Source organism: Sphingobacterium psychroaquaticum (genome assembly GCF_900177625.1).
In the GTDB taxonomy this organism is placed as follows: domain Bacteria; phylum Bacteroidota; class Bacteroidia; order Sphingobacteriales; family Sphingobacteriaceae; genus Sphingobacterium; species Sphingobacterium psychroaquaticum.
Map to the genome: position 1 here is coordinate 47,278 of NZ_FXAU01000009.1, position 21,211 is coordinate 68,488.

14 protein-coding genes are annotated in these 21,211 nt (G+C 40.6%); 2 read left to right on the top strand and 12 right to left on the bottom strand.

The window, feature by feature from the left end:
• Positions 1-9: 9 nt before the first annotated feature.
• From B9Y69_RS18465 to pyrE, 10 genes are all read right to left on the bottom strand, one after another.
• The gene (locus B9Y69_RS18465; protein ID WP_085474478.1) at positions 10-1,653 is read right to left on the bottom strand and encodes a DUF5008 domain-containing protein; all 1,644 of its coding nucleotides are present in this window, start codon (positions 1,651-1,653) and stop codon (positions 10-12) included.
• 8 nt (positions 1,654-1,661) lie between these two features.
• A complete protein-coding gene (locus B9Y69_RS18470) occupies positions 1,662-2,405 on the bottom strand; it encodes a fasciclin domain-containing protein (protein WP_085474479.1) in 744 nt (247 codons plus the stop codon).
• Positions 2,406-2,416: 11 nt separating this feature from the next.
• Positions 2,417-3,952, bottom strand: a complete 1,536-nt coding sequence (locus B9Y69_RS18475; protein ID WP_085474480.1) for a RagB/SusD family nutrient uptake outer membrane protein — start codon at positions 3,950-3,952, stop codon at positions 2,417-2,419.
• Positions 3,953-3,964: 12 nt separating this feature from the next.
• Positions 3,965-7,108 (bottom strand): SusC/RagA family TonB-linked outer membrane protein, encoded by a 3,144-nt coding sequence (locus B9Y69_RS18480; RefSeq protein ID WP_085474481.1) that lies wholly within the window; start codon positions 7,106-7,108, stop codon positions 3,965-3,967.
• 11 nt (positions 7,109-7,119) lie between these two features.
• Positions 7,120-8,169, bottom strand: coding sequence for a DUF5007 domain-containing protein (locus tag B9Y69_RS18485; RefSeq protein ID WP_234991306.1), 1,050 nt, complete (start codon positions 8,167-8,169; stop codon positions 7,120-7,122).
• Between the two features lie 3 nt (positions 8,170-8,172).
• Entirely contained in the window at positions 8,173-8,844 is a 672-nt protein-coding gene (locus B9Y69_RS18490; RefSeq protein ID WP_144036620.1) for a hypothetical protein, read from the bottom strand.
• Positions 8,845-8,854: 10 nt separating this feature from the next.
• Positions 8,855-10,402 carry a RagB/SusD family nutrient uptake outer membrane protein gene (locus B9Y69_RS18495; protein ID WP_159451884.1) on the bottom strand — a complete coding sequence of 516 codons (1,548 nt, stop codon included), beginning with the start codon at positions 10,400-10,402 and terminating at the stop codon, positions 8,855-8,857.
• Positions 10,403-10,425: 23 nt separating this feature from the next.
• The gene (locus B9Y69_RS18500) at positions 10,426-13,377 is read right to left on the bottom strand and encodes a SusC/RagA family TonB-linked outer membrane protein (protein WP_085474484.1); all 2,952 of its coding nucleotides are present in this window, start codon (positions 13,375-13,377) and stop codon (positions 10,426-10,428) included.
• 654 nt (positions 13,378-14,031) lie between these two features.
• On the bottom strand, positions 14,032-14,430 hold the full coding sequence (locus B9Y69_RS18505) for an SRPBCC family protein (protein WP_085474485.1): 399 nt from the start codon (positions 14,428-14,430) through the stop codon (positions 14,032-14,034).
• Between the two features lie 19 nt (positions 14,431-14,449).
• A complete protein-coding gene (pyrE, locus tag B9Y69_RS18510) occupies positions 14,450-15,094 on the bottom strand; it encodes an orotate phosphoribosyltransferase (RefSeq protein WP_085474486.1) in 645 nt (214 codons plus the stop codon).
• Positions 15,095-15,116: 22 nt separating this feature from the next.
• Here pyrE and B9Y69_RS18515 point away from each other — a divergent pair, with 22 nt between their 5' ends.
• A complete protein-coding gene (locus B9Y69_RS18515) occupies positions 15,117-15,704 on the top strand; it encodes an NUDIX domain-containing protein (RefSeq protein ID WP_234991307.1) in 588 nt (195 codons plus the stop codon).
• Between the two features lie 45 nt (positions 15,705-15,749).
• On the opposite strand, the gene dctA is transcribed toward B9Y69_RS18515, so the two are convergent.
• Together dctA and B9Y69_RS18525 are read right to left on the bottom strand one after the other, a co-directional pair.
• Entirely contained in the window at positions 15,750-17,000 is a 1,251-nt protein-coding gene (gene dctA / locus B9Y69_RS18520) for a C4-dicarboxylate transporter DctA (protein ID WP_085474488.1), read from the bottom strand.
• A 34-nt stretch (positions 17,001-17,034) separates the two neighbouring features.
• On the bottom strand, positions 17,035-18,876 hold the full coding sequence (locus B9Y69_RS18525) for a carbon starvation CstA family protein (RefSeq protein WP_200811834.1): 1,842 nt from the start codon (positions 18,874-18,876) through the stop codon (positions 17,035-17,037).
• Between the two features lie 265 nt (positions 18,877-19,141).
• On the opposite strand from B9Y69_RS18525, the gene B9Y69_RS18530 reads away from it, so the two are divergent.
• A complete protein-coding gene (locus B9Y69_RS18530; RefSeq protein WP_085474489.1) occupies positions 19,142-20,560 on the top strand; it encodes an arylsulfatase in 1,419 nt (472 codons plus the stop codon).
• The last annotated feature ends 651 nt before the right edge of the window (positions 20,561-21,211 follow it).

Genomic DNA, 21,211 nt, shown 5'->3' on the forward strand with positions numbered 1-21,211 from the left:
ATTCTTTAATTAGTTTCTAACTTCTAGCTTAAATAACCCGCCTACCGCACGACCATCGGCCAGTCCAATACTTCCCCCGATTAACAAAGCCGGATAGCCGAGACTTGAAGTCGTTTCTATAACATGATTTATCATTCCACCAAACTCACCAATATTATTGTATTTCTGTAACGCCTTTCCGTTGGCTTCGAGAATCAATAATTTAGATCGCTTAATGCCATCATAGCGTTCAAAATCACCCGTAACCAACACCTGTCCCGTATTCATTACGTAAGCATACGTAGCAATGCGCTGTTGTACATCACCCAGGGTAAAAGCAGGAATGATAGAACCGTCTGATTTAAGAAGGACTACCCCAGGCTTAGCCTGCCCATTAAAGGTGGTAAAGCGTCCGGCAAGCGCAATTATATTTAACGTTTTGTTATAGGTAATTGAATAGATCTCATCGTTAGCCGCACTTCCCACATTAAAAGCCGTATTAATCGTTCCATTTTTGTTAAAAGCTACAATACGGTTACGGGCTGTCCCATTAAAAGAAGTAAAAGATCCAATTACGACGATTTTACCATCATTCGTTTCAATAGCGCCACTAATAAAACCATTGGCCCCCACATTATTATAGCCAAATAGAGAGTCTACCCTACCGTCAGCCTTTAGGCGAACAATATTATTTACGGCAGTAAAAACAGAAAGCTTCGATTCGCGTGAAGAGTATTTGTAGTCGATATAACTATGAACACCAAAATTTCCAACGGCAATAACGCCGGAGTCTGGCGTAGCAAACAGATTGGTAACATTTCCAGATCCTGAACTAAAAGTTGCGCCCAAATAGGCATTAAAGGCAGGAAGCGTATCATACGCATTCAAGGGTTTTTCTGGCGTTGTATTGATGAGTTCCACAACTGTCGAATCAATACTACCTTCACTATTCAGTCGGGTAATACTTTTCAAATTATACCGATGTTTGTTGAGGTTTTCCATCGCAAAAATACTCCCGGCTACCATATATTTTCCGTCAGGTAGTCGAACCATACTATTTATAATACCTTCCGCTCCTTTTTGCACGGAAAAAGACCCAGCGGTTGTGGCGACCGATTCGCCCATCGCGTTAATTTTGTGGATATTACGTCTAAAAACTGTAGCAGAAGCTTGATTCTGAAAGTCTGTAAAGCTTCCTAAAATCCAAAAATCATTTCCACTACTTCCAGGCAAAATCTGAGTTACCGAACCATTAAAGCCATTTTTTATGCCATAATCCGTATCAAAAGTTACATTCCCTTCAATCGGTACCCGGGGGCCAAAAAACACTTGATCATTGATCTTCACTTTTAATCCTCCGGAAGACACCTCTAGCGGCACCCGTACTTCTAACGTAGAGTCCGTCAAAGAAACAACTTCAGACTTCTCTTCATTAATAAATACTTCAAGATTAGTTTTATACTTTAAAAGGCCTTTTACCGATACTTCAAAAACATCATTTGGTCTGACACCCGGAAGGGGTCTATTAAGACGTTCAAAAACAACACCTAACGCTTCCTTTCCACCAGCATAGGGATCCGCACCAAAACCATCAACCGCTGTTTTGCAGGAGTGGAAAAGGATAACACCTAAAACTAGGGCAATGATCTTATTTATATTTAAAATTCGTTTCATCAGCGTGACTATTTATAAATTATACCTTTAGTGATTGCCGCGTTTACAAAGTTTGAGGTTACAAAACCAAACGTATGGCGACGATACTCCAATGCATGAATTACCCCATTCTGGGTTTTCAGATCAGATGTAGCTACTGGTGCATTTATCATACTTCCAAAAGCGCCGACATTACCGGTATTTCGTATGTACGATAAAAATAGCTGACGATAACCCGCATATTTTACCACTTGAAATTCATCCTTTCGGATTTCTGATACCACATCGTTATAATTAACGCCAAGATTCATATTCTTGCCTTCGTACGAGATAAATCCTTGTCCCGGATAGATATTGAGGTTTAATGTATCGACCTGCGGAATATCTTTTAACATATAGGTATCATTATAAATGTATAGGGATAAAAACTCACGCCAAACAGAAGGATGAACCTGATTCAATGTAAAAATCGTATCTCGTCCAAGCTGATATAAGGTTTTATTTAAAGCATATACTGCCTTCCGAATCGAGGGATCACCCGGTGCAAAAAAAGTTACTCCATTTTGATCTAGAGCCGGTTCGAGCCCCGCGAGTTTCACCACCGTGTATAAAGAATCGAATACATCCTTTCGCATTTTTACATAGTCCAGCACGGTACCTTCATAATTTGGCTTATGTATCCCTGAATCGATAAAATAATCTTTTTTACAGGAAACAAAAAGCAATCCCAACAAGCTGGTTAAAAACAGATTTCTTACTATATTAATTTTCATAATTTAAAAGCTTAATTGTTCCAATAGGTATTTAACTTCATGTACGGATTGTTCACTAATGCTACCCGATCAATAGGCCATGTCCATGCCCCTTCGTTAAAAGCAGCCAAGGATATTGGGTTAGAAGTATACTCTGAATTTAAAATCCGTTTAGTACGTACCAAATCATAGAAATAATGTCCTTCCCCTAATAGTTCGCGAACACGCTCCCACCAGATTGCGTCTTTCAGGTCTTTTCCACTATCTTCTATTTCTATCGCTTTTGCACGATCACGCACCACTTTGACAACGGTTCGTGCTTCTTGATCCCGTCCCAACTCAGCCAAAGCTTCGGCACGTAACAAAATGGCATCAGCATAACGAAAAACAATAGCGTTATCATCCGGGTTACCATCTTCTCCCTCTGCAACGAAGATGTTTGCATACTTCAAGAAAACAAAACGGTTACTTGTTGCATAGATATCTTCTTGGAACCAAAATGTTTTACGCTCATCCACCGCATCTTCAGGGTACATCTTTTTCATAAAACGAGGCTCATAATGGATGTATGATGCGGTAACCAATGCCTTATATGGTGCACGCAACACATAATCTGCATAAGTTGCTGAAATATGGAAAAGCTCTCCATAGTTATAGTTCTGCACAATTTCAAAGAGTCCTTCTTTGGTTCGTCCTTTAAAGATTTGCTTGGTATCTTTTAATGGCAGTAATTCGTAAGCACCCTGATTTTCCTCCATAAGCTCCTTACCGAGTGTGTTCACGCGCTCGTAGTACTTGTCTTTATCTGCATCAGAGAAACCGGCCAACCACATGTTGATATGCATCATTAACGCCAAGGCTCCGCCACGCATCGCTCTATTTCCAATAACCGTTGGATCTTCATAAGTCCAAGGAAGATCTTTATACTTCGTTTGCATATCGGTATAAACCTTCTCTAACACCTCCAACATCGGGCTACGACCGATAGATTTAGAATGGAAAGCTTCCGTGTAATAAGGAACATCGCCAAATAAACGGACCAAGAAGAAGTAAGAAAGATTACGCATAAACGTTGCCTCTGCTACAAAACGTTTTTTCTCTGAATCCGAAATTACGTTCTCTAAACGTTCGATTTCATAGATTGCAATGTTTGCTTTTGCAATGACCGTATAAAAACGGCTCCAGTTACGAATATTATGAAAGCCAAAAAAGTCATTGCGATCACCATATGCTCGACTTGGATTGTTATACTGGTTAAACAAACCATTTAAGTCATTATTCCGTAAGTAGGAAATATGGTTCATAAAGCTTCCAGCTGCATTTGATCCTGCATTCCGAACCGTAGGTGCACATCTTAAATCACCGGTACCAGGAAAGAAAGCATGATTCATCGTCGCATGACGAAAATTAGCGTATAACCCTTGGACAAACATGCGTACATCGTCTGGTGTTTGCCAGTAGTTATTCCCTGTAAGATCGTCAATAGGTCGAACCGTTAAAAAATCTTTGCCACAGGAGCTCATAAAAAGAGCTGCAAATGATACGATATATATAAATAATCTTTTCATGTCTAAATACTTTTAAAATTGAACATCTAACCCGAAAGTAAAGGATCTAGCTCTAGGGTAACCATTGGAATTATCAAAACCCATTGCCGTAACCAACTCTGGATCAGGCCCTGAATATTTAGAAAATGTATAAATATTAGAGGCTGTTAACAAGAGACGTAAACCCGATATATTCAATAATTTCTGTAATTTTTCTCTATCGAAATTATACGATAATGTAGCGGACTGAAATTTCAGGTATGAACCATCTTCTTGGAACAGCGTGGAATTTCGTCTAAACGGATCTATGATACCCGAGCGTCTAAAATCAAAGGGATTCGGGTACATTGCGTTTGGATTTGAACTTGTATAATAATCATAGTCACTGATTGGTACGCGTGCGAGATCATTTACCGGATTATAATAGTTCCGAAAACGGTCTGCTAGGGCTGAGTTTACAATATCACGTTTTAATGTGTATGAAAAAGCCGTCTGTAAACTCCAACCTTTATATTGTATCGTACCACCAAAACCACCAGTTACTCGTGGCATAGAGTTTCCAGCAATGACCAAATCGCGTTCGTCCAAGATGTAGTCACCATTTAGGTCGGTAAAAATTGGATCTCCTGCACGGAAGAAATACTCTTCACCTAAGTTTGTCGACGCGCGGTAACGTAATCCCGTTGCCGGATTCACAGGCACATCACTATCACTTTGATATACGCCTTTATAATGATACAATACATTGGATAGTGTGTTACGACCTAATCGTTTTAATATTTTCACATATTGATCGTCTGTACCAATAAGCTCCTGACGAAAATCACCGGCCATATCTGTTAAATAATCCTTATTCAACGATCCATTCGCATAAAAAGTAGCGCGCCACTTTGTATTATGGAAGTTCGGTCTAAAAAATACAGAAAGCTCGTGTCCCATATTCACAATAGATTGCTCATTGATTTTTAACTCTTCAAAGGCATTCATATTCGCTAACTTAATCGCAACCAATTCCTTATCAACCTGCTTGTAATAGTTTTCATACGTTAGCGTTAAGCGATCGTTTAAAAAACCAAGATCTAAAATGGTGTTCCACTGCGTCGTGACAATAGGTTCTAGATTAACATTGGGCAAAGACTTCATGTTAAGACCAACAGTAGGCTGACCGTTATAGGTCGATGCATCCATCACGTATTTCCCGTATGCATCATAGATTGTACCTGTCGGCACGGTATTCCGCCCCCAGTTTGTCCGAAGATTGGCACTACTCAACCAATCAAATTTGGCCATAAACTCTTCCTTTCCAAAATTCCATCTTAAGCCGACAGACGGATTTTCCGACCACATATCTGCAGAGCCACGGTTTGAGTTTCCATCTAAGCGATATGATACCTCGAAAATATACTTCTCTCCCAATTGGTACATCAACTGCCCAGCATAACTAGCTGATTTAAAATCATTCAAGTTATCCAGAACGCCCCCCGCGGTATAGCGTGTGTTATAGCTTAAACCAGACTGTATACGATCTGATCCTGTGCCGATCAACCGCATAGATTCCGCACGGAACTTACTCACTTCAACCTCATTGAAGAAATAAGCATTCAACAAATGTTTGGAATCTCCAAAAGTAGTATTGAACTGTAACATATTCCGGTTATACATCTTATTCCTACGATCGTTGTAAACCTCGACCATACTTTCGCCAGAATTCAATATTTCTGGGGTAAAGCGATCTTGATTAGCAATGTTATAGTTATAACTCAATGTACTTGTTGCACGAAGGCTCTTTAATAATTGATACTCCAACTGCACTTGTGTATTCGCCATTGCAGTTTTGTTATCATTCAATACATTGGTTGCTGCCAACGCGTCATAACTCCCCGAGAAAATGGATGGTGAAGGTGCAAGAGAAGTTGTATTTGAACCGGAGGCAACCCCAGATTGTTCATATGCATTTCCAGACCCCATACTATTACGCACCATATTCACATTCATATAGGCCGCCATAAAAAATTTGGTACTTGGTCTATATTGCATGTTGGTATTCATCGTATAGCGTGTAAATCCCGTGTTCTGAATAATACCATTTTCTTTATAATAACCAGGAGCAACCTTGTAGTTAAACGTCTGATCACCACCACTTATGGTTAATGCTTGTTGCATATTAACCGTGTTACCATAAAAATAAGATTGCCAGTTGGTAGAGTTGTTATAAAAGGCGTTTAATGAATCCGCTAAGCCTGGTGATCTATTGATTAGATCTAAGGCCGAATTTAGGGTTGTATCATTCGCTAATATTTGCCACACGCGCATTCTGCGTTCATCGACACCACCAATAACAGATCTTAAGGTTGGAACCGTGTTCACGAAGTATTTAGAGTTCCAGCTGACAATAGGAATCTTTGAGTTTCCTCGTTTTGTAGTTACCAAAATTACACCGTACGCACCTTTTGACCCATATTGTGCTGTTGCCTGTGCATCTTTTAAAATTGTAATATCCTCAATATCCTCCGTTGGAATCATCGAAATAGGACTGATACCGGGACCTTGCGTTTGAAATCCATACTCATAACTATTCCCTTCATCCACCGGTACACCATCTATCACAAAAAGTGGTGAAGTATTTGTCATATAGCTATCAGCCCCACTTCCGGAAACATTTGCCGAATTTAACCCACGTAAGGACATCGAACCACGTACACCAGGCGTTCCCGTATTCAACTGCACATTTAATCCAGAAACACGTCCTTGTAATAAATCCGTAAAATTGGCTGCGGGAGCATCTTTAATATCCTTTGCCTTAATTACGACTGCAGATCCTGTTAAGGTTTCTTTTTTACGTGCAACATACCCCACCGTAACGGTTTCGATTTCACGGCTCTGTTCCTTCATTTGCGCTTCATAGGACGTTTTACCCGCAACAATACGAATGGTAACATCATTGTAATTCATGTGATTAACCCGCAGACTGGTCGTTCCTGCTGGCGCTTTTACACTAAAAGCACCACTTCCAGAAGTCAAGCCTAATCGCTTACCACTTGGTAGGGCGGATAACGTAGCGCCTGCAATAGGGTCACGCTGCTCATCGCGGATAACCCCTGTAAGGGTAATTTCTTGTGCCAAGAGCTGCACAACATATATGTTCAATACTAAGAACACTAAAAAAATTCTTTTCATAAGGCTAGCAATTACTGTTCGTTTTCAAAATTTGGAGTCTCACCATTAAACCGAAGTTGGATTTCCCAATGCCCTTCTCGGAATATGGCAAAATCAAACATCAAGAATGCTTCCCTCATAAACCCTCCTTTACCAATGCGATTATATTTCAAATTCATACGGGCTCTATTTCCCGAGGGACTCGTATATCGAGTAGGATAAGAAATTAACGGCATAGGGTACACCACATCATAGGTTACTTTCCCATCATGGAAACGCGGATTAAATCCGTGTACAAGGTGTTCAAAGTTGGTATCCTTAAACTTTCGGATATCAATAGCCTTCCCTAGCGAGTCCAATGCACTAAATGTAAGCGTGTTGCCCTTTTCTACATTCAATTTATCTTCGAAGATATACATCCGAACATCCGTGGTAGGTGTGCCTGTTCTATCACCAAACAGATTCATTGTTAAAGTAGGTCTTAAAAAAGCGTCTTTAGCAATTCCTAATACATCATCGTATTGCGATGGTTCATATTCACGTTCTTTTTTAGGCTTTAGCGCAAGATTACGTACATATCGTCTTCCTCCTGTATTTGCAATTTCCACATCAAAAAGATAGCCTTCACTGGGTAGCGTTTTTATAAACGAATCATCTCCAGAATTCCAAAACACGATATCACCACTCTTTTGTTGAATTTCCAGCAGTGGTCTATATTCTATTTTACGCTTATTCTCAATTTCTTCCAGCGTCGTTTCTTTTCCCGTATAGACGTCAGTCCATATCTTCACCGGATACTTCTCTAAAAGCTCTGGCGCCTCAACTCCGTCTGCTGTGCGCGGTCCCATAATTTGAAAACTTAGTGGAAGCGTAGACTTGTTACTAACATTCACAATATTTTCATAGGTGGTTCTTCGTCCCAGATAAGGGCTAAACTCCGTTGTCGTAATCGTTACATCATCCCCTAACGCATCCAGATCATCAGGAATCAGCCCCTTACATGATGCCAGCAGAGACACGATGCCTAGCAAACCAACAGGCAGTGCCTTCATAATATTATAATTTGGTCGTATACTTTTCATAATTTAGAATTTTGATAGATAGGTCGTGAATTTCCCAAACCCAAATTCATGTCGCGGTGTCAACGTGTGTACAACGCCATTCTTAGTCTTTAGGTCCACAGACTCCGTTGTTGTACTATTCCAGTACCTTTGGTAAATTGACTTGTTTACATCCGAAAACATAAGTTGCTGTTGTCCACCGCCAACAAGACCAGATGAGGTCAGCACCTGATATAAAGCGTGCATCTCATAATCAAACTTCGAAGAAATGATGCTTTGACCATCCAAATAACTTTCAAAAGCAGCAATAGGATATTCCTCATCAAAAACGTAGCGATAAACCAATGAATCAAGCACATCCAATTTGATATCTTCCAAATACATTGGCGTAAGCCCATTTTGTTTCCGTGCCATGTTAAGGTTATTGATTGCTAACGAAAACGAACGATTGTTCACGGCAAAGAAAGTTACTTTCTGCTCCGTTTGTTTTAGCTTTTCCTTTAGATCAGGTAGTCGCTCCAAAACAATAGCCAACGAGTCGTAGGTCCCTTTTTGATTCATTATATAATCAAAAATAACCCCATTATAAGTTTGTTGCTCTTTTTGATAATTATAATAAAAATCATCTCCCTTTTCACAACTTACGGCACAGCATAAAAGACCTATACTACACAGTAATACATATATATATCTCATATTCATAGTGCTAATTCCAGTACGTATTTTGCTTAATTAGTTTATTATTTCTAAGTACACTGCGAGAAATCGGCCAGTAGATACCATCTTTCTGAATGAGCTCGACAACTTTTGCATTTACCGGTTTGATACGGTTCCAACGTACCAAATCAAAGAAACGCCACCCTTCACCCATCAGCTCTCTTCTACGTTCTTTAAAGATCTCATCAATCAACGGTTTGGTCTGAAGTTCTGAAACCTGGTACGAAGAGGTAAAACGCATCGCTTTGATCACATTTAGCATCTCAATCGCTTTGATATTCTGACCTAAAACAGCCAGTGCCTCTGCGCGCAAGAGTGTTAACTCTTCCAAACGAGTAAATACTAAATTAGACCCAAACACGGCATAATCTCCATCCTCAACCCCGTCACGAATAACCTTAATCTTGTTGAATACCGGTATTTCATTGTTATAGTCCTTAAAATAATTTTCACGGAATAAGCCGGAAACGGTATCTACTCCAAAACGTCTATCATTACGTTCCACAAAAGCCTGTGTAATAGTATCCTTACTCACATAAACATCTGGATTTGCACGGTTTATATAGGGTCTAGCCATGGTCAATTGTTCAATATGTCCCGAAGCTGTAGCCTCTCCATAACTATAAGCCGCACTAAAGTTGATAATCTGTCCAAACTGAAAGTTATTTGTAAATACACCATAATTTCCGGCTAAGCCTGCGGTACCCGTACCCGACGGAGCGACATTGTTTAGGTATGAAATATTTGCTTCCGTATAATTATCCATGATAAATTGGGTATACGCTGCCACATCTAAGTACTTCCCTTGCCAAGCCGCCAAATGTGCTAGAATAGCATATCCAGAAATCTTGTTGAAAAGAATTTTTTGCCAGTTTGAGGAGAAAGTTCCATAATACAACTGTGGCGCAACACCATAACGGAAAGGTAAAACCTCAACAGCTTCAATAAGCTCTTGTTCGGCGAAAGTAAGTACATCTCTATAGTCCGTACGCGGAAATTCTGGGAATGTTCCATTGTCAAAAGAAGAAGTAATTAACGGTACATCTCCCCAAACGCGAACCATATAAAAGTAGGTAAAGGCACGTATCGCTCTAGCTTGAGCAATATCCAAATCTAAATTATAACGCGTATATCTAGAATCATGTTCTAATACTTGAGGCGCTTTTTCAATAAACAAAGAAGCAGCGTTAATCACGGCATAGAATCTTCTCCAGGTGGAAATATTTTCTAATAAGTCGTAGGATTTATTGAGTTCGCTGTTTATTACGGCATTCAAATCTTGTCTTCGGTACGAAGAAAAATCTCCTGAACGAAATTCCCCGAACATCCAGTGCGCATTGTTGTCCACCATAGCGGCGCGCATCAGACCATACATTCCGATAAGAGCTGCTTTGGTATCGGAAACACTTTGCCAATGTACCTCCTCCGATGAGACCTCGACAGAAGGGGCATCTAAAGCTTTATTACAGGAAACCTGCAATTGCGAAATAGCCACCAAAGCAAAAAGGCTAAATTTTATGTAAATATTTTTAATCATAACATGCATTTTATTCAAGTTCATTATAGATCCAATTTCAATCCCAGGGTGAACGTTTTAGTAAATGGCAAACCATAGCCATCATAAATACCATTGAAATTCACGAGCTCCGGATCATTTCCAGTAAACTTGGTTACGGTAAATAGGTTATTCGCTGTTACGTATAAGTAGGCTCTACGTAGTGTCTTAATAGAATTTTTAATGGAGGTTATACGGCTTAAATCATACCCCATAGATGCCGATCTCAATTTAAGATAAGAGGCATTTTCCAAGAAGAGATCTTGATCTACCCGATATGGGTTCGTACCGCTCCATACATTGTAAATAGGATATTTCTCCAAATCGACATCTTGCTGCCACTGAAAGATCTCCCGAATAGCACCAATAGCATTCTTATCTTCATTGTTCACAAAATCATAGCGATAAGATGCGCGTTGATTCAATGCATCAATTCCCAAAGCGTAGGTGAAAGCCAGGTTTAGATCAAATCCTTTATACGTTAATGTATGGTTAAAACCGCCATAAAACTGAGGCGTATAACGGCCCTTTAAAACCTTATCATCATCATTTATAATATTGTCGTTATTCTGATCTTTCCATCGGGCATCCCCCACTTCAAAAGGAACCCCATTATTGTTTAACCGAACACCGTTAGTATTGGTCGGTATCTCACTTATATTTTCGTAGATTCCAGTATTTTCAAATAACCAAAACTTATCGATAGACTCCCCTACACGAAGTAAACGGTTACCTTCTACCAACTCCGTTAAACCATCTGGGAGGGTTAACAATTCGTTTTTATTCCAATTGAAGTTCAATGATGTAGACCACCCCACTTTATTTTCGTGTACCGGCAGAATCTGTGCATTGATTGTCGCATCGATCCCTCTATTACGTACCGATAAACCATTTCTATATTGGCCTGTATATCCAAATTCCTCCGCTACTGGTGTTAACGTAATCTGATCTTTATCGTCTCTTTGGTAGAGACTGATCAGCGTCGAAATTCTCTTATTAAAAAAGGAATTGTTCAGTGCCAATTCGAACTTATCACTATAAGCCCAACCTAAGTCATAACCAGTCCAGCCATAAGAATATGCTCTAGAAATACCTGAAAAACCAAAATAGGACGACACAGTTGGATCTTCTGACCACCCCATTCTCGAATCATACTGTGGCCCTACTGCGTGACGGCTAGTATAGACTGGTTTACCCACTCTCGAATAAGCAGCCGTAACATCAAAAATATCCTTCCAATCCAGTTGCTTGTTAACATTCCACTTTGCACCAACAGAAGGCGTAAACAACCAACGACTATCCCGCTGAACCGATGAAGAACCATCCCAGCGTAAAACAGAAGTAAGCTCCAATATATCATCGTAATTATAACCTAACTTACCGTATATCGAATGTAAATTAAAAAGCTCCTTGTTTACATATCGTAGTACACGTAAACCACCTCTAGGCTGCAAGTATTCGATTTTTTTACGGTCACCAGAAACCACATTTAATTTGATATAATCATTAGGTCCATCATATGCGCGTGCGAAATTGTAGCGAAATAAATCTTCCGAATAATCAGTCCCAACAACAGCAGAAAAATTGCTTTTATTCAACTGATAATTGTAAGCTAACTTGTTAGAAAAAATAAACCGTTGCGTATAACCATAATATGTAGACATATAATTAATTGTTTCCATCAACTTACCCGGATAGAACAAATCCCGAATACCTTCATTATAATCCAATGAAAATGTACTCGATAACGTAAGGTTAGAAAGAATATCCATGGATAGATTCAAGCTACCATTTACATGGTTTGAAACATTATCATCCACCACATCTCGGTCATACAAAGACCTATACATGCCATATACATTTTTATTCGGTGATAAAGGAGTGGAAAGATCTGGTAAATAAGCCATCTCAGCATAACGATCACGAAGGTTACTGTTTCTGTCTCGCTCCATACGACGTGCATTGATATACGATGAAACCGTTAACCAAGAAAACGGTAACATATTAACATTAAACACGACATTATAACGTTTCAAATTCGCATCATCACTTGATACGGCATTCTTGGTATGGCTACCAAAAAAGCTAAAATTTGCTCGATCCGAACCACCACGAAGACTCACATCCATAGTGTATAAAGAGGCCGTAGCGTAGTAGGCATCCTTCCAGTTAGATGGACCGTAAAAGTTCATGTTTGTAGAGTCCGACAGATAACCTGGATATTTTAGTTTATCATCTGCTGTCGCATATTTATTATAAAAATTACTTCTGAATAAGTTTTCGAACTGTCCATTAACAGGTGTTACGGCAGGTTTGGTGTTCATCCCAAAATAACCATTAACTGAAATTTCCCGAGGACCACTTTTACCCCCTTTTGTTGTAATCCAAACCACTCCATTTACCGCCAAAGGCCCTAATTCAGCCAGTCGAATTGGGTCTTTGATAATTTCAATTGATTCAATAGAAGATAGATCCAAGGAAGCTAAATAATCTGTAGCGGGACCGATCCTGTTGTAGTCATAACGCTGAATATCATACGCGAAACTATTCTCCATCCCGATAGGTACGCCATTGACATAGACCGTCGCTTGATTATTAACCGCATCCCGATTACTAAACTGAACGCCCGACAAACCACGAACTAAAATATTTTGATAGGATCCAGGTTCAGCGGATGGTGTTTGTACATAAACACCCGAGGCCTGACCTGTTACAAAACTTCCTACAGAAATAAAAGGGTTGTTTTTTACCGGTTTTAGATTAATACTATCTCCCGTCAAAGTCAGCTTATTTAATGTGCTGATCTTCGCACGGGTCTGCGCGCTAAGCACCTCCACGGTGTCCTGCTGCATAAACATGCTTGAATTCTTAAGGACATTCCATTCTGAACAATATCCCTCATTTAGGGAAACAAAATAGAATAATAAGAAAACATAATAGTAGACATTTCTTATCATAAAAATATAAGGTATTAGTTAGTAATTCAATAATTCAGTTGGTGTACTTCATAATATTAGTAGAAGCAATGATAAATATAAAATGGAGACTTACAAGGGTGAAGGAGCTCGATGAAGAGGGTAAAAACGAACGAAATCGATTGCATAAAAACACGCATTCGATTGCGTATTTCAATAAAAATGGTTTTAAAATATCCTTGTAACAAATAATGTAACAAGACTATAATATAAATGCATAAAAATTAAAAAAGTATCAATTAATTACATGATACTTTTTCATAACCGAAGCCCATACTGACGCTTTTAAACGAAAAAAACAAGAAGGAACTTTTGCACGGAATACATACTATAAATTAATTTTAAATCAAGCGTGATAAAAATGAGGAGATAAAAACACCGATCTATACAAAAGTTAACTAGACAACAATAACAATTAATACTAATTAGTATTTTTTCTCAAAAACAACAAAAACGGGAAATAAAACATGTTTTAAGAAAAAATAATAGACTATAATCCTGATAAACACAAAAACACAGAACGACAACAAAGCATATAGTTGTAGCAACACCTTTACTTCAAGCACCTGTTTAAAAACAATGAAGCATAAAAAAGGTCGCTATTACTAGCGACCTTTTTTATGCTTGAGGAATATCTTATCCCAAAATTTCTTTTAATCTATTAACCTGATGGTCGACCAATTTCTGCAACGGTCCCGAAGCCATCATTTTCATCATCATATTCAATTCCGCTTCGATTACAAACGTAGCATTCGTAACCTCGGCACCTTGCTCCTCCAACTTCCAACGTAGTGTAATCGCAAAAGGAGCTTCTTCGGAAGGGATACATACAATCTCCTTATTCTCCACGCGATCACTAATCTTTAGCGCCAGCTTCGCCATATTCTTAATGGTAAACCGAGCCTCATCAACGGTCGATGTCCAATTATAAATGTTATCAGGCATCAACTGTTCGTGGTTGTTCAAGTCAGACAAGAACGCATAAACCGCAGCAATGGGTTTATGGATAGCGGTGTTATTTTGGATGATTGTCATATATCAAAGATAATGAAGATTATTCACCTGTCCAATTACTTGGATCACGTCTCCATTGCTCTAACAAATCAACTTCAGACTCCAAGATATAACTATTAGCTACAGCGACTTTAATCAATGAATCGTAATTACAAAGACTCAAGAACGGACATTTAGCGTCAGCAAAATTCTTCACCGCTTCATCAAAACCGTATGTAAAGATCGAGACTAAGCCTACCACATTACATCCAGCCTCACGCAAAGCATCAACCGCCTGTAAGCTACTTTTTCCTGTGGAGACAAGGTCTTCTACCACGACCACCCGTTGGCCACTTACGATCTCCCCTTCAATCAGGTTTTGACGTCCGTGTCCTTTAGCGCTGCTGCGAACATACGTAAAAGGAACGCCTAGATCTTGAGCAACAAGCACCCCTTGCGGAATGCCAGCTGTAGCTACCCCGGAAATCATTTCTACCGAACCAAATTCTTCTTGAATCAACTGAGACAGCTTCTGACGGATATACGTACGGATAGCTGGGTGCGATAAAGTAATACGATTATCACAGTAAATCGGAGACTTCCAACCCGAAGCCCAAGTAAAAGGGTTTTTAGGTTGTAATTTTATTGCTTTAATTTGCAATAAGGATTCAGCAATTTTCTGTTCAACCTCATTTAAATTATTCATGGCGCAAATTTATAAAATTTATATGAACGAATCTCAGCTTATTTTAGCTGATTTCATTCCACGCAAAATACAAAACCCGCAAACAATTGGGTTACAAGATATTGATATTGAAAAACTTTTCAAGTTAGCCAGTACAAAAGGGCAGCCAGCGGTTTCATATTTGTATATCGCAACAAACATTGAAAGTGTATTTAAAACCATTATCCAAAAAGTTAATATTATTAAGGCCGCGGGTGGCCTCGTAAAAAATGGTGAAGGGAATTATCTGTTTATTCATCGTCTTGGTAAATGGGACCTTCCAAAGGGAAAAGTGGAAGAAAGTGAAAAAATGCGAGAAGCAGCTGTGCGAGAAGTCGAAGAAGAATGTGGGATCACGGTCAATTACCTAGGTCGCAAAATCGAAACCACATACCACACCTATATTATGCATGGCAAGTTTATGCTCAAACAAACCAACTGGTACGAGATGGGCGTTAATAAAGTACCCAAACTTGTACCACAGCTGGAGGAAGATATCACAGAAGCACGCTGGATCGGTAAAGACGAATTAAACCTAGTCAAGGAAAACACCTATCCGATGATTGCCGAAATTATAAAAAAAATCAAGTAAGCAGCAAAGTTGTGTAAAAGGACGGAACCCCGTCCTTTTACACATTTATCCCATCTTCTCTTCGAGTAATTCTACATCCAAGGCATTCTCATATTTTGCAACAACCAAGGTCGCCGCGGCATTGCCTATAATATTGGTCAAGGCCCGTGCCTCACTCATAAACCGGTCTATACCGAGAATCAACGCCACAGATTCCACGGGCACATGCCCTACCACAGGCAACGTTGCAGCCAATGTAATAAAACCACTTCCCGTTACCCCAGCTGCTCCTTTGGAAGTCAACAATAACACCAGCAGCAATGAAATCTCCTGTTCCAAAGAAAGATGCATATTCAGTGCCTGCGAAATAAAAACAGCGGCCATGGTCAAATAGATACATGTACCGTCAAGGTTAAAGGAATAACCGGTCGGAATCACCAATCCCACCACAGGCTTAGCACATCCTGCATCTTCTAATTTTTGCATAATCCCCGGCAGCGCAGACTCCGAGGAAGAGGTTCCCAAAACAATTAACAGTTCCTCTTTAATATACCGTAGCAACTTAAATACACTTATACCCACATAAAAATGCAACACCCCTCCGATGACAAAAAGGATAAACACGACACAGGTCAAATAGAAACTCAACATCAGTAATCCCAACGAAGAAAGCGCCTCTACCCCATATTTTCCAATCGTAAAACCCATGGCGCCCATTGCGCCCAATGGCGCCAAATACATAATCATCTTGATAACCGCAAACAAGCCATTTAAAAAGCTTTGTAAGACATCAATCACTGGTTGAGAAGCCCGTGTACCGATCTTCGTCATTCCAATCCCAAAAAGGACCGCAAAGACCAATACCTGCAATAAATTATCCGATGCAACAGCCGCCACTACATTCTCTGGAATGATCCCTAAAATGAAATCAATCGTACTGGTATGTTCGGCCTCTTGTATGTAATGCTGCACAGCCGATCCATCGAGCGTCTTTGGATCAATATTCATCCCCGTTCCGGGTTGAATCCAATTAATAAACACCAACCCTAGGATCAGTGCTACCGTTGTCATAATCTCAAAATAAATAATGGATGTTGCACCGATCTTCCCAACCTTCTTCACATCTTGCATGCCTGCAATACCGATAACAATAGAACTGAAGATTAAAGGTGCTATAAGCATCTTGATCAGCTTGATAAAACCATCCCCCAAGGGCTTCAATTTAACAGCAAACTCCGGGTAATAGACCCCACAGAGGATCCCCAGCAGGATCCCCACTATAACCTGAAAATACAGGCTTTTAACTATTTTATTCATTCTTAATTTAGGTTAGTTGAAATTGGTTATGCTTTTATCTTTCCACGAGTTCTTTGACCGATTCCCCGTAATAATCGCGGTGGTCGGCATCCATCTTCAAGAGTTCATACCAGCGCTTAAATGCACCGATGAAAACGATTAACATCAAGAGCATAGCTAAAACGGCCAGCGATGCTAACAAATATTGTTCTTGCGGCAAATAAACATCCATTACCTGCATATAGCCTGCCCAAAAGGTAATGACAGCCATAAAAACACCTGGAATAGCCGCACACAGCGCATACTTACCACGATTCATGCGGATCAACATGGTGGTACAAACAATCAGTCCACAGGCTGCTAGCAGCTGGTTGCTAATACCGAATAACGGCCAGATACTGCTTACATTTCCGGTATAAACCAAATAGCCCCACGAGAAAGTAAATAGAAAACTGCTTATAATAACCCCTGGCAACCAGTTTTTATTCCGAAAAGCAGGAATAACCGTACCTGCCATTTCCTGTAAGAAAAAGCGCCCTACACGTGTACCTGCATCAATAGCCGTCAAGATAAATACAGCTTCGAACATAATGGCAAAATTATACCAGTATGCCATCACATCATCCATAAACGGTATTTTATCGAAAATATGCGCCATCCCTACAGCCAACGACACCGCACCACCGGTACGTCCGTGTAAATCCACCCCAATTCGATCGATAAAGTGTTGTAAGTCTACCGCATGTAAATGCGGATTTGCGGCAATAAAGCTTTCATAGGCTGCCGCGGGTGTATTAATAGCAAAGTAATCTCCAGGCATCAACGTACATGCTGCAATAAGCGCCATTAATGCGACAAAACCTTCGACCAACATCGCGCCGTAACCGACAAATAAAATCTCATTTTCATTGGCCAACATTTTAGGTGTCGTCCCGGTTGCAATAACGGCATGAAAACCAGAAATAGCACCACATGCAATAACAATAAAAATAAAGGGTAATACAGGTCCGCCAATAATAGGCCCACCACCGTGAATAAATGGCGTCAAGGCCGGCATTTCCAAGGTTGGATGTACAAATACAATACCCACCGCCAACATCAATATCGTTCCTATCTTCAAATAGGTTGAAAGATAATCCCGCGGAACCAGCAGCAACCAAATAGGCAGCACCGACGCAAAGAAACCGTACACTGCTATGGCGATCGAAATGGTTTTCACATCCCAGTGAAAAAGATTATTGATATACTCGTACTGCATCAGGTTGTGCCCACCGATAATACCGGCTACCAAAAGCACACCGCCCAAAATACTGGCGAGTGTTACTGAGTTTTGGCGATAGCGCATAATCAAGCCCATTATGATAGCAATCGGCATGGTGATGATAACCGTAAAAAGAGACCAAGAGGCTTCATGCATCGCACTGATGCAGGCTAACGATAAACCGGCTAAAGTCAATATCAAGATAAACAAGACCGCAACTCCGGCAATAGCCCCTGTTGTTGGACCAATTTCTTTGCGCGCGATACTGGCCAGGCTTTCTCCTTTATGCCGTACCGAAGCAAAGAGCACCACCATATCATGCACCCCACCGGCTAGCACGCAGCCAATAAGAATCCATAACGTGCCGGGCAAATAACCGAATTGCGCAGCCAATACAGGACCAACCAAAGGTCCCGCCGCCGCTATCGCGGCAAAATGGTGCCCAAAGAGTACTCCTTTATTGGTCGAGACATAATCTTGTCCGTCTGCAAACTCGACTGCCGGAGTCTGATTGGCGGCATTTAGGCGCAACACTTTAAGTGCCATAAAGACACCATAGATCCGATAAGCAATAGCGAAAATCAACAAGGCTGCAAACACCAAGGTTAATGCATTAATTCCGTTCAAATATTCCATATAAAAAACTGATTTAAACTGGTTAGACATACACTACGCACAGAAAATCATAGGTAAAGCATATCTAGGTTATAACAGCAACAATATTAATAAATAATTTTAATAATTGAATTTGTTTTATAAAATAATTTTATAATTCTTAGGTTTTGTGTATTAATTATACAAATTTCAGGAGATAAAATCATATTTTATTGATACTTTAGTTGCGTCTGAACCGGACACCATTTCTAAGCAAAGATTATCAACCAAGCCACATGCAATCACTATGTCTATAAAATCTTTTTTTACACTATTATTTTTTAGTTCGTTAATTACTGTTGTGACGGCACAGAACAAACGCCCCAACATTATCTTAATTATGGCTGATGACCTCGGCATCGGTGATCTAGGCGCCTATGGTCAAACCAAGATCGCGACCCCTAATATTGATGCACTTGCAAAAAAAGGGATTCGATTCGAGAACTTTTATTCGGGCACATCAGTTTGTGCGCCTTCTCGGTCTTCGCTCATGACGGGGCAACATACGGGGCATACACACATTCGAGGCAATAAAGAAATTGAACCGGAGGGACAGGAACCGTTAGCGGACTCGGTGACGACCTTTGCGATGTATCTCCAGCAGGCGGGTTATGCGACGGGCGCCTTTGGAAAATGGGGACTGGGCATGATCGGGACGTCGGGCGACCCCACCCGTAAAGGTTTTGACGAATTCTATGGCTACATTTGCCAGCGACAGTCGCACCGCTATTACCCGACACACCTGTGGCACAATAGCACCAAGGTAATCCTCCCGGGCAATGATCTCACAACAAAAGCAGTCTACGCACCAGAAAGCATACAAGAGAAAGCTTTAGATTTTATGGATCAGCATCGAGACAAGCCTTTTTTCTTATTTGTACCAACAGTTTTGCCACACGCTGAACTCGCGGTTCCAGTCGATGCTTTTTACGAAAAGTATGCGAATGCATTCCCTGAGACGATGCATAAAGGCAATGACTATGGACCGAAAGCTACCGTCCCAGGCTATGCTTCTGTGGAGAAACCACGCGCAACCTACGCCGCCATGGTGAGCCGGATGGATGCCTACGTGGGTGAGATCCTGAAGAAAGTAGAAGCCTTGGGCATCGCGGATAACACCATTATTATGTTCACCAGTGATAACGGTGCGCACCGTGAAGGTGGGGCGGATCCTGCATTTTTCAACAGCACGGCCGGCCTGCGCGGCTTTAAGCGTGATCTATACGAAGGTGGAATCCGAACGCCTTTTATTGTTTCGTGGCCACAACAAATTAAACCGAATCAGAACAGCAAGCATGTGGCTGCTTTTTGGGACATTATGCCTACCCTACTGGATGTTGCACAGATTAAACTGACGACTTATAGCGATGGTATTTCTTTTGCGCCGACTTTAGTCCAAAAGGGCAAACAGCAGAAGCATGATTATCTGTATTGGGAATTTCATGAGGATGGTGGGCGACAAGCTGTCTTGTATAAAAACTGGAAGTTGATAAAACAGAAAGCAAAATCTGCGGAGTCGGCGTACATGGAGCTTTTTGACCTTAAGAAGGATCCCCGTGAAACAACGAATCTTGCGGCGCAACATCCTAAAGTCGTGCAGCAATTATTGGCTTTGATCGATGAAGCGCATACAGAGAATGCGATTTTTCCTTTTGTAAAAAAGTAAGGGGAAGTTAAGGAGGGGAGTCAATGACTTTATGCTATGGCCTCTATGACGGTCGGGCATCTTTAGTAGTTCATAGTTGGTCGTGAGTAGTTGATAGTTTGTAGTTTGTAGCTGATAGTTTGTAGTGGGTGATAAGTATCTAAAAGCGGATAAGCTCAACGCAACGATGAACATACTACGTCATCTCGACCTCAGGAGAGATCTACAGACGCGGCACGGCTACGCACCTTATGGACTTAAATCAATGATTTTATGCTATGGCCTCTATGACGGCCGGGCATGTTACTTTTTGCCGAAAAAGTAACCAAAACTCGTCGCTAGGAATATTTGCAAGGAGTAGCCTGTGCAGGGGCAAGTTGCTACAAGCTGCAAATATTCCTCAGGCGACATAGGGTGGTTAAGGAAGCTAGAAGCTATATAGGTAGTGGGTGGTTTGTAGTGAGTCGTTCATAGTTGGTAGCGAGTAGTTGATAGTTTGTAGTGGGTGATAAGTATCTAAAAGCGGATAAGCTCAACGTTACGATGAACATACTACGTCATCTCGACCTCAGGAGAGATCTACAGGCACGGCTACGCACCTTATGGACTTAAATCAATGACTTTATGCTATGGCCTCTATGACGGCCGGGCATGTTACTTTTTGCCGAAAAA

Bases quoted from the DNA above. Each gene is read 5' to 3' on its own strand.
- B9Y69_RS18530 (WP_085474489.1), top strand. From the start codon at position 19,142: ATGTCTATAAAATCTTTTTTTACACTATTATTTTTTAGTTCGTTAATT.
- B9Y69_RS18500 (WP_085474484.1), bottom strand. From the start codon at position 13,377: ATGATAAGAAATGTCTACTATTATGTTTTCTTATTATTCTATTTTGTT.
- B9Y69_RS18525 (WP_200811834.1), bottom strand. From the start codon at position 18,876: ATGGAATATTTGAACGGAATTAATGCATTAACCTTGGTGTTTGCAGCC.
- B9Y69_RS18480 (WP_085474481.1), bottom strand. From the start codon at position 7,108: ATGAAAAGAATTTTTTTAGTGTTCTTAGTATTGAACATATATGTTGTG.
- pyrE (WP_085474486.1), bottom strand. From the start codon at position 15,094: ATGAATAATTTAAATGAGGTTGAACAGAAAATTGCTGAATCCTTATTG.
- B9Y69_RS18505 (WP_085474485.1), bottom strand. From the start codon at position 14,430: ATGACAATCATCCAAAATAACACCGCTATCCATAAACCCATTGCTGCG.
- B9Y69_RS18475 (WP_085474480.1), bottom strand. From the start codon at position 3,952: ATGAAAAGATTATTTATATATATCGTATCATTTGCAGCTCTTTTTATG.
- B9Y69_RS18515 (WP_234991307.1), top strand. From the start codon at position 15,117: ATGAACGAATCTCAGCTTATTTTAGCTGATTTCATTCCACGCAAAATA.
- B9Y69_RS18495 (WP_159451884.1), bottom strand. From the start codon at position 10,402: ATGATTAAAAATATTTACATAAAATTTAGCCTTTTTGCTTTGGTGGCT.
- B9Y69_RS18485 (WP_234991306.1), bottom strand. From the start codon at position 8,169: ATGAAAAGTATACGACCAAATTATAATATTATGAAGGCACTGCCTGTT.
- dctA (WP_085474488.1), bottom strand. From the start codon at position 17,000: ATGAATAAAATAGTTAAAAGCCTGTATTTTCAGGTTATAGTGGGGATC.
- B9Y69_RS18465 (WP_085474478.1), bottom strand. From the start codon at position 1,653: ATGAAACGAATTTTAAATATAAATAAGATCATTGCCCTAGTTTTAGGT.
- B9Y69_RS18470 (WP_085474479.1), bottom strand. From the start codon at position 2,405: ATGAAAATTAATATAGTAAGAAATCTGTTTTTAACCAGCTTGTTGGGA.
- B9Y69_RS18490 (WP_144036620.1), bottom strand. From the start codon at position 8,844: ATGAGATATATATATGTATTACTGTGTAGTATAGGTCTTTTATGCTGT.